A 15,448-nucleotide genomic window follows, 5' to 3' on the forward strand; every position below is an offset into this window, starting at 1 on the left:
TTATGAAAATAGGAGCAGTAATACAAGCTAGGTATGATTCTACAAGGCTTCCGGGTAAAGTTTTAATGAACTTGCCTTTTAACGAGAATAAAACAATTTTAAATCAAATTGTAAATCGTTTACAAAAGGTAAAGTTAATTGATGAAATTATAATTGCTACAAGTAATAACCCAAAAGATGCCGTAATAGAAACTTTTGCACGAGAGCAAAGAATAAAATGTATTAGAGGAGACGAAAACAATGTTCTTAAAAGATTTGTGCAAGTTATTAAAGAAGAGAATTTAGATGTGGTAATCAGAATCACTGGCGATAACCCCGTTGTTTTGATTGATATTCTAGAAAAAGCCTTACAACAACATTTAAAATCGAATTTTGATTATACTAGAAACTTAAACCTTCCTTATGGAACCAGTTTTGAAATCGTCAATGCCAATGTACTTGAAAAAGTTAGTCAAGAGCCCGATTTGAGTGAAAGCGATAAAGAACATGTCACAATTTATATAAAAAATAACAGAAAGACTTTCTCTATTTTAGAACTTGATCACAAGGTTAATTATTCTGATTTTAGGTTTACAGTAGACTATCCATCAGATTACGGCGCTATGAACATTATATATCAGTATCTTTCTACTTTAGATTACAATTATAATTTGAAAACTTTGTTAGAGTTTCTTGAGGATAACAGTTGGATTCAAGGTATAAATAATTCTAATCTTCAAAAAAAACAAGGCAACAACCTTGAAGAAGAATTAGAAATTGCCGTTGGAGTTTTGGGTAGTTTAGAATTGAATAGAGTGGTCTTATTTTTAAAAGATAAATTAGGTTGAAAAAAAATCACTGTTTTAACATTGATAAAGAAACAAAGCAGAATTTTAGAACATAATGGTTACTAAATTAAAATAAGCGATAAAATGGAATCCTTTTTTTTTGTTCCGGCATCTAAAATTAATAAGATACTAGAATTCCGCGGTTTAGAAATTAGTGAATTCATAATTGATTTAGAAGATGCCATAAAGGCTTCTCAGAGAAATGCTTTTTTTTTGGAAATAGACAATTTTGAACACTCTAGAGATTGTTATCTAAGGGTTCCCTTGCATAGTTTAGTAAAACCTATGGAATTGGATTTATCTTTAATAAAGTCATTCATAAACAAAGGATTTAATAAATATGTACTGCCAAAAATAAATTCGGTAACAGAATTGGAGCTGGTTTTAAAAGTTTTGTACAATGATTTCTTAGATGTTATCTTGCTAGTAGAAACACCTATGCTATATTTAGAGCTCTTAACCATGACTTTTAAGAATTCAAAAAAACTCACAGGAATTGGATTGGGTAGTCATGATTTTATGTCAATCATTGGAGGTAAGCATCAATTAGAAAACTTAGAGCTTATACGCCAAAACATATTATATTTAGCAAGGGCTTGGGACATTACTGCGATAGATATTGCCTCTATGGAGATGAATAATGATGATGATTTTAAGAAAGAAATTGTTGATGGGCATGATAAGGGTTATGATGCCAAATTCATTATTCATCCTAAACAGCACAAAATACTTAACAGCTTTCAATTTTATACAGAAGAAGAATATTTATTTGCTCTTAGAGTTAATAAGGTGGTATCTAAATTGGAGAATAATAAGGAGTTTAATCCTATAATCATAGATGGGAAGATAATAGAGCAACCTCATTTAAATAGGATACAAAAAATTATAAAAAATTATAAAAAACTATAAAATATAACATGAAAGCGTTTGAGTTAGGAAACTATTTTGAGGATTTTAAGGTTGGTGAGATTATAAATCACAGCACCTCTAAGACTATTTTTGAGAGTGATAATAATTTGTTCAGTCTTTTAACAATGAACCATCATCCGGTACACACCAATTTAGATTTTGTTAAAGATCATCAGCATAAAAAAATATTAGTAGTAGGAACTTTAGTTTTTAGTTTGGCAGTTGGAATTACTGTTCCAGATATCAGTGGCAAGGCAATTGCTAATCTCGAATATGAAACAGTAAAGCATTTGGGACCAGTCTTTATTAACGACACTATTTATGCGAAAACCAAAATTCTAGATAAATGGATTACAAAATCTAATAATACCAGAGGTATTGTTTACGTAGAAACAATAGCTTACAATCAAAAAAAGCAACCCGTATTAAGTTTTAGAAGAAAAGTGCTAATTCCTAAAAAATAACTCTAATGGACAAGATGTTAATGAGGAGTCTAATGTTTGTTCCTGCTCATAGTGAAAAATTAATGACAAGTGCCACTAAACTATCCGCAGACGTTTTATTGCTAGATATTGAGGACTCCGTACAACCTTTAAAAAACAAACAAATAGCTCGGGATATGGTACTTAAATATCTTGAAGAGGGGAAATTTAAAGGCAAACATATTTTTCCAAGGATTAACGACAGAGAAAGTGGGCAATTGTTAAAGGATGTCACCCAACTTTCAGTAAAAGGAGTAGATGGGTTTATGTACCCAAAAGCAAAAACAGGAAAGGATATCTATTTTTTTGATAAACTTTTAGAAACCATAGAATATGAAAAAGGAATAGAAACGGGAACATTTAAAATTATACCTTTAATAGAGACTGCTTCTGCAGTAATGAATGTCCAAGAAATTTGTTCTGTTTCTAAAAGAGTGATAGCCGTAGCATACGGCTCAGAAGACTTTATAACCGATTTAGAAGGAATACATGACAATGAACATTTGAGTTTGTTTACGCCAAGAGCATTAATAGCTATGGGAGCAAGAGCGCAAAATGTAATTCCTATCGACACAGTTCATGTACGAGTAAAAGATTTAGTGGATTTGGAGGAGAACTTAAAGCTTTCTGTGAAGCTCGGATTTGAGGGAATGCTGGTTTTAAATCCTATAGAACTAGAATTGGTTCACCAATACTATTCTCCAACTCTTGATCAAGTAAAACATTCCCAAACTATTTTAGAATTAGATGAGGAGGCAAAGAAAGACGGGAAAGGAGTAGCGATAATAAAGGGTAAGTTTATTGGCCCGCCATTTGTAGCAAAAGCAAAAAAAATATTAAAAAAGCACAAACTAGTACTTAATAAGAAGTAATGAAAAAGTTAATTATTATCGGAGGTTATGGCAATGGTACTGTTGTTCAATCAACAGTGGAAGATATAAATCAGGTAAAGCCAGAATGGGAGCTTTTAGGTTTTTTAAATGACAACGAAAAGAAGCCTATTAATGGCTATCCTGTTTTAGGGGGAATAGATAAAGTAACGGTAAATAAATATTTATTAGATGACACTGTTTATTTTTTTTACAGCCTCATATCTGTTAAACTAAATCATAAATTTTTATTTAAATTACTTGACCTAGAAATACCAAAAAAGAAATTTGCTACATTAATCCATCCAACCGCAGTGGTGTCTAAACATGCTGAAATTGGTCATGGTGTTTGTATTCAACCTTTTGTGTCAATAGGTCCAAATACAACCATAGGTAATTTTGTGCAAATTTTTGCACAGTCTTTAGTAGGTCATGGCGCTAAACTAGACGATTATAGTTATGTTGCCAACAATGCTTGTATAGGAGCAGATGTACACCTAAAGGAAGGTGCCTATTTAGGCACCAATGCAACTACTTTAGAATATGTTACTCTAGGTAAATGGTCTATAACAGGTATAGGGGCGGTAGTATTAAAGGATGTAGATGATTATACAAAAGTGGTAGGAAGTCCTGCTAGAGTTATTGGTTCAACAAAATAAACTTTATTGAATAAAAAAATACTTTTTAGGGTTGATGCTGGTGAAAAGGTTGGCTTAGGCCATTTTTTTAGAAGTTATAATTTAGCTCAAGCTTTAGCGGAGAAAGCATATTCGGTTACTTTTGCACATGCAAAATCTACCTTTTGGAATAGTATTAAGAACTTTCAATTTCCACATTTAGAATTGGATGGACAAAATATTAATAATGAAACAATTAATATTTGCTTAAATAACCAGTATGATTTGCTTTATGTTGATGGTATTTTGGATTTTGAAACTGAAAGTTTCAAGAAACTCAAAAATAGAACTAAAGTTATTTTTTATCAAAATTTAAGTGAATCTAGACATTTCGCAGATATTTATATTTTACCGTCCATTCACCAAGAGGCATCCTATTTTTTAAAATTTGACAAACTAAAAACAAAAATTTATCAAGGGCTTGAATATTTTACATTTAATGCTAAAATTAACAAGTTAGCCCCAAAACAAATTAACCTTAATAACGATTTAAGTGAAATTGGAATTATATGTGGAGGAAGTGACCCAAGAAATGTAACGAGTAAGCTGTACGATTTAATCGATTTTCCAAAATGGAATACTATTACATTTAATTTCTATTTGGGTGAAAATTATATGTACTCAAATAGTATCCCTCAACCATACTTCATGAATGTTAATTTTTTACCCTATGACATGAATGTAATATATAATAGCGATTTGCTTATAGCTGCATTTGGAGTAAGTACATATGAATTTATGGCCTTAGGTATGCCCATCATAAGTATTGGTCATCAAGAGTCCAATGCACATGCTTCTAAAGTGTTAAATGAAAAAACGAAGGCTATTTTTCATTTAGGTTTAATAGATTTGTTAAAGGCAGACACCCTAAATGAAACGATTGGCGAACTTGTAAATGACACGACCATCCGTAAATTATTAAGCGAGAAATCTAAAGTAATATTAGATTTTAAAGGAATAGATAGAATAGTAGAAATTATAGAGCGTATTTGAAATGATAAATCCAGAAAAAGTATTTGTAATAGCAGAGTTATCCGCCAATCACAATAATGATTTAAACCTAGCAAAAAAAACTATTGATGCCATAGCGGAATCAGGAGCAGATGCAGTAAAGGTACAAACATACACAGCAGATTCACTAACGCTAAATGTGGATAACGAGCACTTTGGACCTAGAAAAGATGGCTTGTGGAAAGGAAAAACCTTATATGAGCTTTTTACGGAAGGGAGCTTGCCCTATGAGTGGCATCCAGAGTTAAAAAAATACTCAGAATCTTTAGGTTTGATTTTTTTTTCATCACCTTTTGATAGGGAAGGAGTAGACTTTTTGGAGTTATTAAATGTAGGTCTCTATAAGATTGCATCTCCTGAAATAACGGACATACCTTTAATTTCATATGTTGCATCAAAAGGTAAACCTATGATTATGTCTACGGGTCTTGCAAGCTTAGCAGACATACAACTAGCTGTTGACACTTGTAGGAAAGAGGGAAATAATGATATTACCCTATTAAAATGCACATCTGAGTATCCCGCAACACCAGACATGGCAAATTTATTAACTATACCTAATCTTAAAGAGACTTTTAACGTTAAGGTAGGATTGTCTGATCATAGTTTTGGGAGCACAGTACCAGTAGTAGCAGTATCACTTGGAGCTACTGTTGTAGAAAAGCATTTTGTTTTAAACAGAGAAAAAGGAGGTATTGATGCAGCTTTTTCAATGGAGCCCCATGAGTTTAAACACATGGTTTCATCAGTTAAAGATGCAAAAGATGCGCTAGGTAGTGTTTCTTATAATTTAACAGATAGAAATAAGAATAGAAGACGATCCATCTTTATTTATAAAGATGTTAAGAAAAACGATAAAATTTCTATTGAGAATGTTAAATGTATTAGGCCTGGAAACGGTCTACATCCAATGTATTACAATGAAATTATAAATAAAAAATTTAGTCAAGATTTAAAAGCTGGAACACCCTTGAGTTGGGAATTGTTATGCTAAATAAAAAAAATCTTGAAAAGGCACTTACACTTGCTTGTAGACTTCTGGGATTAGGGTCAAGATTTCTATTAACTTTTTTAATTACCAAGGAAATATCCTTAGAGTTTCAAGGCGAATATACTTTAGTCACAACAACCGTTGCGTTATTGATAATATTCTTTGGATTTGATTTTTATGTTTATTCAAATAGGTTAATTATTAAAGGGAACGAGCGTAAGATTTTTTACTTTAAAAACTCTCTTATTTTTTACTCTTTTTCCTATGTCTTGTTACTTCCTATTATTTGGACGATATATAATTATGTAACTTTTATTGATTTAGGTTCTTTTTGGGTCTTATATTTTTTGATAATTTTTGAGCATCTAGGACAAGAATTTTTTAGGACCTATATTTCTTTACGAAATCCATTATTTGCAAATATTTTGCTTTTTATTAGAACAGGTATTTGGGCAGGTATTATTGTGATTAATTTAGTTTTTAATCAAGGTTTTACCATAAGTATTGCTGAAATTTTGCAATTATGGTTATGCTTTGCTTTTTTAACATCTGTTCTCGGCATTTGTTTCTATCCTGGAATAACTGGATTTTTTAGCGCTCAAGTAGATTTTTCTTGGATAAAGAAGGGCATTGGTGTAGGCTTAACTATGTTTTTATCCACTATTTGTTTAAAGATAATAGAATATTCAGATCGGTATTTAATTACTTACTTTTTAGGTAAAGTAGATTTAGGTGTTTATGCCTTATATTTCCAATTGGCTAATCTAATTAATGTAATGGTGTTTACAATGTATATATCATTTGTATATCCAGATATCATTCAAGCTGTACATGAGAAAGACTTAACAGGAATTAATAAGGGAATGAAAACGATAAAAAATAAAACATTCTTGTTAATAGGTATCTATGCTATTTGCTCAATAGTATTCATTCCTTTTTTTCTAAATTACATAGGTAAAGAGGAACTATATGCAAACGTTCCAATTTTTTATATTTTATTGACAGGTTGCTTATTGTTAAACTTAAGTTTTTCTTATCATTATTTGATAGTGGGGTATGAAAAGGAGAGTCAGATTTTAAAAGCAACACTCTTAGCTTGCGTTTTTAATGTAGCCGCCAATATCATACTCATTCCTCTTTTAGGAATATACGGCGCTGCTATCTCGCTTTTAATAGGTAATATTTGTCTTTTTATTTTTAAAAGAAAGTATAGTAACAAAATAATAGCACAATGGAAATAAAAAATATTATCATAGTGTTGACGCCGTTTCAGAAGGATACTATGGAGCGATTATTTGAAAACTTATTCAAACAAAAAAGTACATTAATCTACCATAGCGAGCATACATCATTTAAAACGTACAACAGTGAGATACTTACAATTAATAATTTCAAATTTTCCAAAAATAGGTTACTCAATTATAAATATTACTTAGAATGCAAAAAAGCAATAGCTATAATTAGAAAAGAGATAAATGGTTTAGAAGCCAAATATTCGTTTCATGAAAAACTCAATATGTATATTGGTAGTGAAAAAGATATTTTCACACAAATGTTTTTACAAACTCCTTTTATAAACAGTAAATTAAATGACTTAATAGCTATAGAAGAGGGCTTAGGCTACTATAAATATAAATCTAATTGGAAAATAACATTGACAAAGTATGTTTATCAATGTTTGACTCCACTACTTTTTAAGGAAAAATTAAAATACATATATACATTAGGGCTTTATCCTAGAATTAATAAAGTCTATGCAAGATTACCACAGATGCTCCCTATCAAAAGGGAAAATGTAGAGTACTTAAGTATTGATGCAACTAAAAGAAAAGTAACTAAAAAATATAATGCTCATTCCAATAAAATTTTGATATTTTCATTACCTAATCAAGATTATGATCTTAACGAAGAAGAAAAATTTAGAATATTTTCTAAATTAATAAATTCATTTGTAGGAAAAGCAATTATAATTAAACCCCACCCTAGGGAGAATGCACTCTTATTTGATAGATTTTCTAATAATAAAGATGTTCAGATATTAAGGAAGGATGAAATTGGCGAGAGCATTGATTATTTTGAATTTGAGAAGATTTTTAATTTTTCATCTTCAGTGATTATTGATATTTTAACAACAGGGTATCCTAAAAAGGCAGTGCATACCATTTTCATAAAAGGAAGTTCAAATTTGATTTTTTTCAAAGAGACAACTTGTATTAAATTAATAGAACTAGAAAATTATAATTTTGAAAGTTAATTTTGGTATCAATTTTTTCTTAAAAATAGTATTGGCATACCCAATTCTACTTGGACTATTATTTTTTTTTAAAATACAGCCATTTTTTATTACTGCCCCCTATTTCTTTATTGTTTTACTGCTCTTGTCTATAAATATTGGCAAAAAAGACAATTTGATTTTTAAGAAATCTAATAGCCTTAATATTATCCTTACGCTAATTCTATTTGGAATTTCAGTCCTAAACTACTCAACTATCAGATATAGCTTAGTGATCTTATTTTCGTTTTATGTGATGATATTTCATCTGTTTATAATAGTGTTGTCGAAAAACTCCGTTTGTATTGACGAAAAGGTAGTTTTTAAGTTTTTTATTTGCTATTTATTATTGTCCGTGCCATTTCTGTTTTTAGACCAAGGACATATGGAAATTGGAAATCGTTTTGTTGGCTTCACAGCTTCACCAACTACTTTCTCAGGAATATTAGTAGTTATTTTTATACTTGTAGATGCTACACTAAAGCCATTTAGCAGAACAAGGCTTATGCTCTTATTTATAGTTCTATTACTAGTTTATCTTTCTAAGACTAGATTGGTTCTTTTATTTTTAATAGCATACCCATTTTTAGTTTTTTTTATTAAAAAAAAAGCAATGAGTTTGGGTTTAGTTTTTTTAGCTGTTTTTACAACATTGTTTTTTGTTTACGGACTTTATGGTTTGGTAATAGAGAGATTCCCGGAATTAATCACCTTGAGATATGAAGATGCAAGGGATGCTTCTTTTGGTTTAAGATACCAGATGTATAAGGTAGTTGAATTAGATTTTTATTCTGGTACTATTTGGGAAATGTTATTTGGTAAAGGGAACGAGTATTCTAGACTTTTAATTATTGATGAAATAGGGAAAGACTTTTTTCCGCATAATGATTTTATCAGAATCATTAATGATTGGGGTATTGTAGGGGCTTCAGTGTTTTTTATATTTTTGTATCGAATATCAACAAAGAATATTACTGGTTTACTAGTTTCACTGTTATATTTAATTTTATGGTATTCAAATATGATATTTAATTTATTTCTTATTTCTATTCTTCTAATAGCCTCTTTTCAGTTAGTTTCAAAAGAAAATTTAGAATTTAATAGGTCTTAGATGAAACTTAATCAGAGATATTTATCTAGAAAAAAAATACAAAAAATAAGGAAAAACGTTTTTCCTTTGTTTGCATATCTATGTGCTTTTTCTTTGGCTCTTTCACCAATATTTACATCGCTATCGCTGCTATTATTTGTTTTAGTAGCGCTGATGAATATTCATAAAATAGATTTAAAAAAGAAGGAGTTTCTTTCTATTGGATGCTTTTCTTTTCTTTTTATTTTATATGTTTTTGGGTTATTTACTACCGATTTTTTACCCAGAGCAATAGAATTAATAATAAGAATATCTCCAATATTTTTTATTCCTCTACTTATAGTACTTACACAAGCTTACAATAAAATTAATTATACAAAGTTTAGACTTTCATTTTGTATTGGAATATTTATATCTTGTTTGATATCATTTGGGTATGGTTTTGTTCGATATATTTTATATGATGATATAAAGTATTTATTTTATTTTGAATTTACATCATTATTTGATCTTCATCCAACATATTATGCGTTGTATATTATTACTGCTATGTGGTTTGTTAATGAATCTAGTGTTAAGGTCCAGTTTAAAATAATAGGATATAGTGTTTACTTTTGTTGCCTTGTATTTCTTCAGTCAAAAATTGGAATAGTTTTATTTATTTTGTTGCTCTTATATACAATATTAAATAGCGATAATAAGGGTAAAATAGTATGGTTTGTTTTTGGATTTTCATCAATCTGTATACTAATGGCGTTCACTTTCATTAACAAAGAAAGCCGAATTAATGAGTTGTTTAAAACAAGAAATAGTTTAGACGTTGGAACAAATAATGAAGATGGTATATCGCAACGTTTTTGGCTTTGGAATACTGCTATAAGTCAATTAAATGAACGGCCACTCACTGGCTTTGGATTAGGTGCGAAAGAGAAGCTTTTTAGTTGGAAAGTTCAAAAAGATATTTTGGAATCAAATTATGGGTACGCCCACAAGAAAGCTCTAAAGTCAATTTCAAACTTAAACCTTCATAACAATTATATACAATTAGCTTATGAGTTTGGGGCAGTTGGTCTTATTTTATATCTTATTAGTATTATTTATATCGTAAAAATTGCAAGGACTAGTAATAATGTATGTTTCCTTGTAATTTATACTTTTTTTTTAATCGTTCTTTTTGTGGAGGTTGCTTTAAACCGTCAGATGGGAATTTATTTTTTCGCTTATATTTTAGGAATACTTTTTTTTGAGCCAAGAAAGAATACTAATAAAGATGAGAACGAAGTATGTATACTAACAAGTTAAAATCTTTCTTTTTTTTAAAAAGGACATGTGTTTTGGTTTTTCTATCCATTTTGTGTTTCTCGTGTAAAAATAACGCGGACAGAAAAATCCAAATTGAAAACATTGAGAAATCAAAAATAAGTTTAGAAGATGAAAAGTTTCAGAAGGATTTAAAATCCGCAACATTTTTTAAAAATTCGAATGACTTTTGTATCTTATTTACAAAAGAGGTGTTATACATAGTTTCGTCGGATGCTATGAATTTAAAGTATAAATTCATGATGCATTTTATATTGGTAGATAATACCTTTAAAAATTATTCTTTTACGTTTGCTAAAAAAGAGATTAACACATCTTTTGAGAATTTTAGAGTAGCTAAGATTAATATACCACCTGGAGATTTTTTTAAATTTCGCATAGGGCAGTATAATTCAAAGGGTAATATTTGGGCACAAGAATTTTCACCAACAGAGGCTATGGCAAATCCATTGTTAAAATATAATAATGAATTTGAATAAAAAAAAGAATAATATAGCGATTTTAGAATCTAAAATTAACTCGGGAGATAAGTTTTGGGATAATGGCATTACTGCTTATCTGAACCCTTTTAGTTATCTTTTTTACAGAAAGAACATAGTGGTTTTTGCTCAGTTCGATAATATTGCAATAGATGGTCAGTTACTTGTGGTATTGTTAAATCTGTTTGTTAACTCAAATAAAAAGAAACTAAAACGTTTTAGTTTTGATATGACTTCGGTAGCCCCTTTAGTTTTAAAGAAGTGTGTGTATGAAAAAAAATCTATATTATTTATTGGCTCAACTCAGCTCAATATAGTTGGTTTTATCAATCAAATTTCAAAAAAATATACAACTCTGAACATAGTAGGTTATCGAAACGGATATTTTGACACAGAAGAAGATAAAGATTTGTATATAAGGGAAGTTATTGCACAGAAACCTGACTTCGTCATCGTCGGAATGGGTTCGCCCTATCAGGAATTATTTCTATTAAAATTAAAAATAGCGGGTTTTCAGGGGGTTGGTCATACTTGTGGAGGCTTTATGCATCAAACAGCCAAATCGTTTGATTATTACCCTATTTGGACAGATAAATTACATTTAAGATGGGCGTACAGGATTTGGGATGAGCCAGTTTTGTTTAGAAGATATTTTGTTGATTATCCAATTTCAGTATTTTTATTTTTAAAGGATGCTTTGGTCTATAAATTCAGTAAACGGTAGTTCTTAAGAATTTAATAAAGATTTCATGTATTTTGGATTAGTCCTAGTTCTATAAGTTATATTTTAGGCTTAGATTAAAAGTAATATGTTTTTTAACCAACACAGATATTCCAACTTAATATATCCAATTTCATGTGGGATTGACTTATTGGCATTAAATCTTTTTGCTTATTACTTACCAATTAATTTTGTTAACCCATACCTATTCCATACTTATATTACTCTCGCTTGGTTAGTTATATCATTTAAAACTGAATTTTACAAAGTCTATAGATATAGTAAAGTTGTTTATATTTTACGACTTCTTCTTATTCAGTTTGTGTTTTTTTTCTTAATTCTTTACGCATTTATAGGTTTTTTTAAACAGCCTAACATAAGTCGACTTGCATTGGGTCAATACTTTATATTTGTCTTTTTAGCTATATTTTCATTAAAGTTTTTGAATTACGTATTGTTAATGCAGTATCGTGAAAGGGTAAAAGGAAATATAAGAAATGTAGTAGTTATAGGTAAGAGCAAAAAAGCAAATCAACTTATAGAAATATTTAACACAAGAAGAGAGTTTGGGTATAATTTTTCGGAACAGTTTGTTCCGCGAGACAAGGATTTTGATCTTTTGGCATGTTTTCGTTACATTGTCAATAATAATATTGATGAAATTTACTGTTCAGTTTCGGAGTTAAAGAACGCTGAGCTAAACGCGTTCATAAATTTTGCAGATAACAACTTGAAAACGCTTAAGTTTTTGCCAGACAATAAGAATATTTTTGCTAAAAAACTTAAGTTTGAGTATTATGACTACTTACCTATATTATCGCTACGAGATATTCCATTGCACAATTCATTGAATGCCTTATTAAAAAGAGCTTTTGATATTGTTTTCTCTTTATTTGTGATTTTCGGATTGCTATTATGGTTAGGCCCTCTTTTAGCCCTATTAATAAGGCTGGAATCTAAAGGGCCTGTATTTTTTATTCAAAAAAGAACAGGTTTTGACAATAATGAGTTTCAATGCTTTAAATTTCGTTCCATGGCGGTGAATGAAAATGCGGACGCTAAACAAGCAGGAAAGAATGATATGCGCGTGACTAAGATTGGAAAATTTATTAGGAAAACCAGTATAGACGAGTTACCACAATTTTATAATGTATTATTTGGTAATATGTCTGTTGTTGGGCCTAGACCTCATATGCTTAAACATACTGATGAGTACGCCAACAGAGTGGACAAATATATGCTGCGGCATTTTGTAAAGCCAGGAATAACTGGTTTAGCTCAAGTTAGGGGATATCGCGGAGAGATTGAAAATGACATTGATATTCAAAATAGAATAAAATTTGATATTTTCTATGTTGAAAACTGGTCCTTTTTTTTAGATTTGAAAATAGTCGTTCAAACAATTGTTAATGCAATTAAAGGCGAAGAAAAGGCCTATTAGGAATCTATGAAAAAAATACTAATTACAGGTGCAACAGGCTTTTTGGGGTCACATTTATGCGATAGGTTTATAAAGGAAGGATATTATTGGTATGGACAACCTAATAACAGGTGATTTAAAAAACATAGCCCACCTTTTTCCTTTAGAACACTTTGAGTTTCATCATCATGATGTTTCAAATTTTGTGCACTTGGAAGGGAAGTTGGATTATATCCTGCATTTTGTCTCGCCAGCAAGTCCTATAGATTATTTAAAAATACCAATCGAAACACTAAAAGTGGGCTCTTTGGGAACGCTTAATCTTTTGGGACTGGCAAAAGATAAAAATGCACGGATTTTAGTAGCCTCTACGTCTGAGGTTTATGGAGATTCATTGGTGCATCCCCAAAACGAGGAGTATTACGGGAATGTTAGTCCAGTTGGTCCAAGGGGCGTATATGACGAGGCCAAACGTTTTATGGAATCTATTACCATGGCGTACCATAGGTTTCATGGTTTAGAAACACGTACCGTGCGTATTTTTAGTGCTTACGGACCCAGAAGGAGACTTAATAATCGGCGTGTTGCTCTAAGCATTCATGGGATAAGTATTAAGAGGGGAAGATTTAACCGTAATTGGTGATGGTTCTTAGACACGTTTGTCCCGTTATATAGAAGATTTAGCAGAAGGTATATACTGATTGTTATTTAGTGATGATGCTGAGCTTATGAATAGCGGTAATCCGCACGAAACCGCTATTAAGGAATTTGCAGAGGAAATTTTGGCGCTTACAGGAGCGAATCAAATGAAAATCTATAAAGCGTTACCCAAGGACGACCCCACGCAACGGCAACGGGATATGACTAAGGCCAAGGAAATACTAGGATGGGAGTCAAAAGAAGGGCGTTCGGAAGGATTAATATCGTATACGATTATTTTAAGTCACTCACAAAGCCATACTTACAAAAGAAAGAACACCGGAATTTTTCCAATATATAATTTAGTATAAGCAAGGCAAGTACTATGTTTGCTAAAATTTAAAAATAAATGAACATTCTTATCCTTGGCTCCGGAGGCCGTGAACATGCATTGGCTTGGAAACTAAAACAAAGTAACAAGCTAAAGAAGCTTTTTGTGGCGCCAGGTAATGCTGGAACAGCAAGCATCGCAGAAAATATAACGATTGGTGTAAATGATTTTGACGCTATCGGAAAATTTGTAGTGGATATTGGTATAGATATGGTCATTGTAGGCCCTGAAGATCCTTTAGTAAACGGAATACATGATTATTTTCTTAATGACCAAAAGTTAGCGGCTATTCCCCTAATCGGCCCACAGAAAATGGCTGCTACCTTGGAAGGCAGTAAGGAGTTTGCAAAGGAGTTTATGATGCGCCACCATATTCCCACAGCACGTTACGAGAGCTTCACTTCTAAAACGGTGACCCAAGGGTATGAATTCTTGGAAACACTTACCCCTCCTTATGTATTAAAGGCAGATGGCCTTGCCGCAGGAAAGGGAGTGGTAATTCTTAACGACTTAGAAGAAGCCAAGGCCGAGCTTACAGCGATGCTTGTAGACGAGAAATTCGGTTCAGCAAGTGCCACTGTGGTCATCGAAGAGTTTTTGGATGGCATAGAATTAAGCGTTTTTGTGCTAACTGATGGTGAAAATTATAAAGTATTACCCACGGCTAAGGACTATAAACGTATCGGTGAAGGTGATACTGGACTTAATACAGGGGGTATGGGGGCTATTTCCCCCGTTCCCTTTGCCGATGAGAAGCTAATGAATAAGATAGAGCGGCTGATAGTAAAGCCTACCGTAGAAGGGCTTAAAAAGGATAACCTGCCGTATAAAGGTTTTATATTCATTGGGCTAATAAAAGTAGGGGATGACCCCAAGGTGATTGAATACAATGTGCGTTTGGGTGATCCAGAGACAGAAGTAGTGCTGCCGCGTATTAAAAATGATTTGGTGGAATTGTTTCAAGCCGTTGCAAATGGCAGTTTGGATGCGATTGACCTAGAAATTGATCAACGTAGCGCAACAACGGTAATGACGGTTTCTGGCGGATATCCTGGGAGTTACGAGAAAGGAAAGGAAATTACGGGAATAGAGACCATTACCGATTCCCTTGTATTTCAAGCTGGCACAACGGTTAAGGATGGAAAAATAGTAACCAATGGTGGTCGCGTGATAGCCATCACTTCTTTTGGAGAGGATTTTAAATCGGCCTTGAAAACATCGTATAAGAATGTTGGAAAACTTTCGTTTGAGGGTATAAATTACAGAAAGGATATCGGATTTGACTTATAATCCATTCAATCTATAAAAAATAAAAGCATCGTTTGATTATAAATTTAAAACAAAGTAAAC

15 protein-coding genes and 1 pseudogene are annotated in these 15,448 nt (G+C 31.4%); all 16 read left to right on the forward strand.

Annotation, left to right across the window (positions count from 1 at the left end; all coding sequences use genetic code 11):
* Positions 1-2: 2 nt before the first annotated feature.
* The 16 genes and pseudogenes from Q360_RS0107590 (at position 3) to purD (ending at position 15,388) form a co-directional block, all read left to right on the forward strand.
* A complete protein-coding gene (locus Q360_RS0107590; RefSeq protein WP_169734638.1) occupies positions 3-827 on the forward strand; it encodes a cytidylyltransferase domain-containing protein in 825 nt (274 codons plus the stop codon).
* Positions 828-911: 84 nt separating this feature from the next.
* Positions 912-1,736 carry an aldolase/citrate lyase family protein gene (locus Q360_RS0107595; protein ID WP_027076553.1) on the forward strand — a complete coding sequence of 275 codons (825 nt, stop codon included), beginning with the start codon at positions 912-914 and terminating at the stop codon, positions 1,734-1,736.
* Positions 1,737-1,744: 8 nt separating this feature from the next.
* Positions 1,745-2,200 carry a MaoC family dehydratase gene (locus tag Q360_RS0107600; protein ID WP_027076554.1) on the forward strand — a complete coding sequence of 152 codons (456 nt, stop codon included), beginning with the start codon at positions 1,745-1,747 and terminating at the stop codon, positions 2,198-2,200.
* Between the two features lie 5 nt (positions 2,201-2,205).
* On the forward strand, positions 2,206-3,090 hold the full coding sequence (locus Q360_RS0107605; RefSeq protein WP_027076555.1) for an HpcH/HpaI aldolase/citrate lyase family protein: 885 nt from the start codon (positions 2,206-2,208) through the stop codon (positions 3,088-3,090).
* Entirely contained in the window at positions 3,090-3,746 is a 657-nt protein-coding gene (locus tag Q360_RS0107610) for a PglD-related sugar-binding protein (RefSeq protein WP_027076556.1), read from the forward strand. Before Q360_RS0107605 ends, Q360_RS0107610 begins: the two co-directional genes overlap by 1 nt.
* Before the next feature lie 6 nt (positions 3,747-3,752).
* Positions 3,753-4,757 (forward strand): hypothetical protein, encoded by a 1,005-nt coding sequence (locus tag Q360_RS0107615; RefSeq protein WP_027076557.1) that lies wholly within the window; start codon positions 3,753-3,755, stop codon positions 4,755-4,757.
* Position 4,758: 1 nt separating this feature from the next.
* Complete coding sequence (gene pseI, locus Q360_RS0107620) at positions 4,759-5,769, forward strand: pseudaminic acid synthase (protein WP_027076558.1); 1,011 nt, start codon at positions 4,759-4,761, stop codon at positions 5,767-5,769.
* On the forward strand, positions 5,763-7,007 hold the full coding sequence (locus tag Q360_RS0107625) for a lipopolysaccharide biosynthesis protein (RefSeq protein WP_027076559.1): 1,245 nt from the start codon (positions 5,763-5,765) through the stop codon (positions 7,005-7,007). The genes pseI and Q360_RS0107625 overlap by 7 nt, the downstream gene beginning before the upstream one ends.
* Positions 6,998-8,020, forward strand: coding sequence for a polysialyltransferase family glycosyltransferase (locus Q360_RS0107630; protein WP_027076560.1), 1,023 nt, complete (start codon positions 6,998-7,000; stop codon positions 8,018-8,020). Before Q360_RS0107625 ends, Q360_RS0107630 begins: the two co-directional genes overlap by 10 nt.
* Positions 8,021-8,423: 403 nt before the next feature.
* Positions 8,424-9,149 (forward strand): O-antigen ligase family protein, encoded by a 726-nt coding sequence (locus Q360_RS25700; RefSeq protein WP_156950049.1) that lies wholly within the window; start codon positions 8,424-8,426, stop codon positions 9,147-9,149.
* Positions 9,150-10,430 (forward strand): O-antigen ligase family protein, encoded by a 1,281-nt coding sequence (locus Q360_RS0107640; RefSeq protein ID WP_027076562.1) that lies wholly within the window; start codon positions 9,150-9,152, stop codon positions 10,428-10,430.
* 257 nt (positions 10,431-10,687) lie between these two features.
* A complete protein-coding gene (locus Q360_RS25705; RefSeq protein WP_156950050.1) occupies positions 10,688-10,927 on the forward strand; it encodes a hypothetical protein in 240 nt (79 codons plus the stop codon).
* The gene (locus Q360_RS22730; protein WP_051554627.1) at positions 10,914-11,651 is read left to right on the forward strand and encodes a WecB/TagA/CpsF family glycosyltransferase; all 738 of its coding nucleotides are present in this window, start codon (positions 10,914-10,916) and stop codon (positions 11,649-11,651) included. The genes Q360_RS25705 and Q360_RS22730 overlap by 14 nt, the downstream gene beginning before the upstream one ends.
* An 85-nt stretch (positions 11,652-11,736) precedes the next feature.
* Positions 11,737-13,089 (forward strand): exopolysaccharide biosynthesis polyprenyl glycosylphosphotransferase, encoded by a 1,353-nt coding sequence (locus Q360_RS0107655; protein ID WP_027076564.1) that lies wholly within the window; start codon positions 11,737-11,739, stop codon positions 13,087-13,089.
* A 6-nt stretch (positions 13,090-13,095) separates the two neighbouring features.
* A pseudogene (locus Q360_RS22735) lies at positions 13,096-14,068 on the forward strand (GDP-mannose 4,6-dehydratase).
* 48 nt (positions 14,069-14,116) lie between these two features.
* The gene (gene purD, locus Q360_RS0107665) at positions 14,117-15,388 is read left to right on the forward strand and encodes a phosphoribosylamine--glycine ligase (protein WP_027076565.1); all 1,272 of its coding nucleotides are present in this window, start codon (positions 14,117-14,119) and stop codon (positions 15,386-15,388) included.
* Positions 15,389-15,448 lie beyond the last annotated feature (60 nt).

Source organism: Maribacter antarcticus DSM 21422 (assembly GCF_000621125.1).
In the GTDB taxonomy this organism is placed as follows: Bacteria; Bacteroidota; Bacteroidia; order Flavobacteriales; family Flavobacteriaceae; genus Maribacter; species Maribacter antarcticus.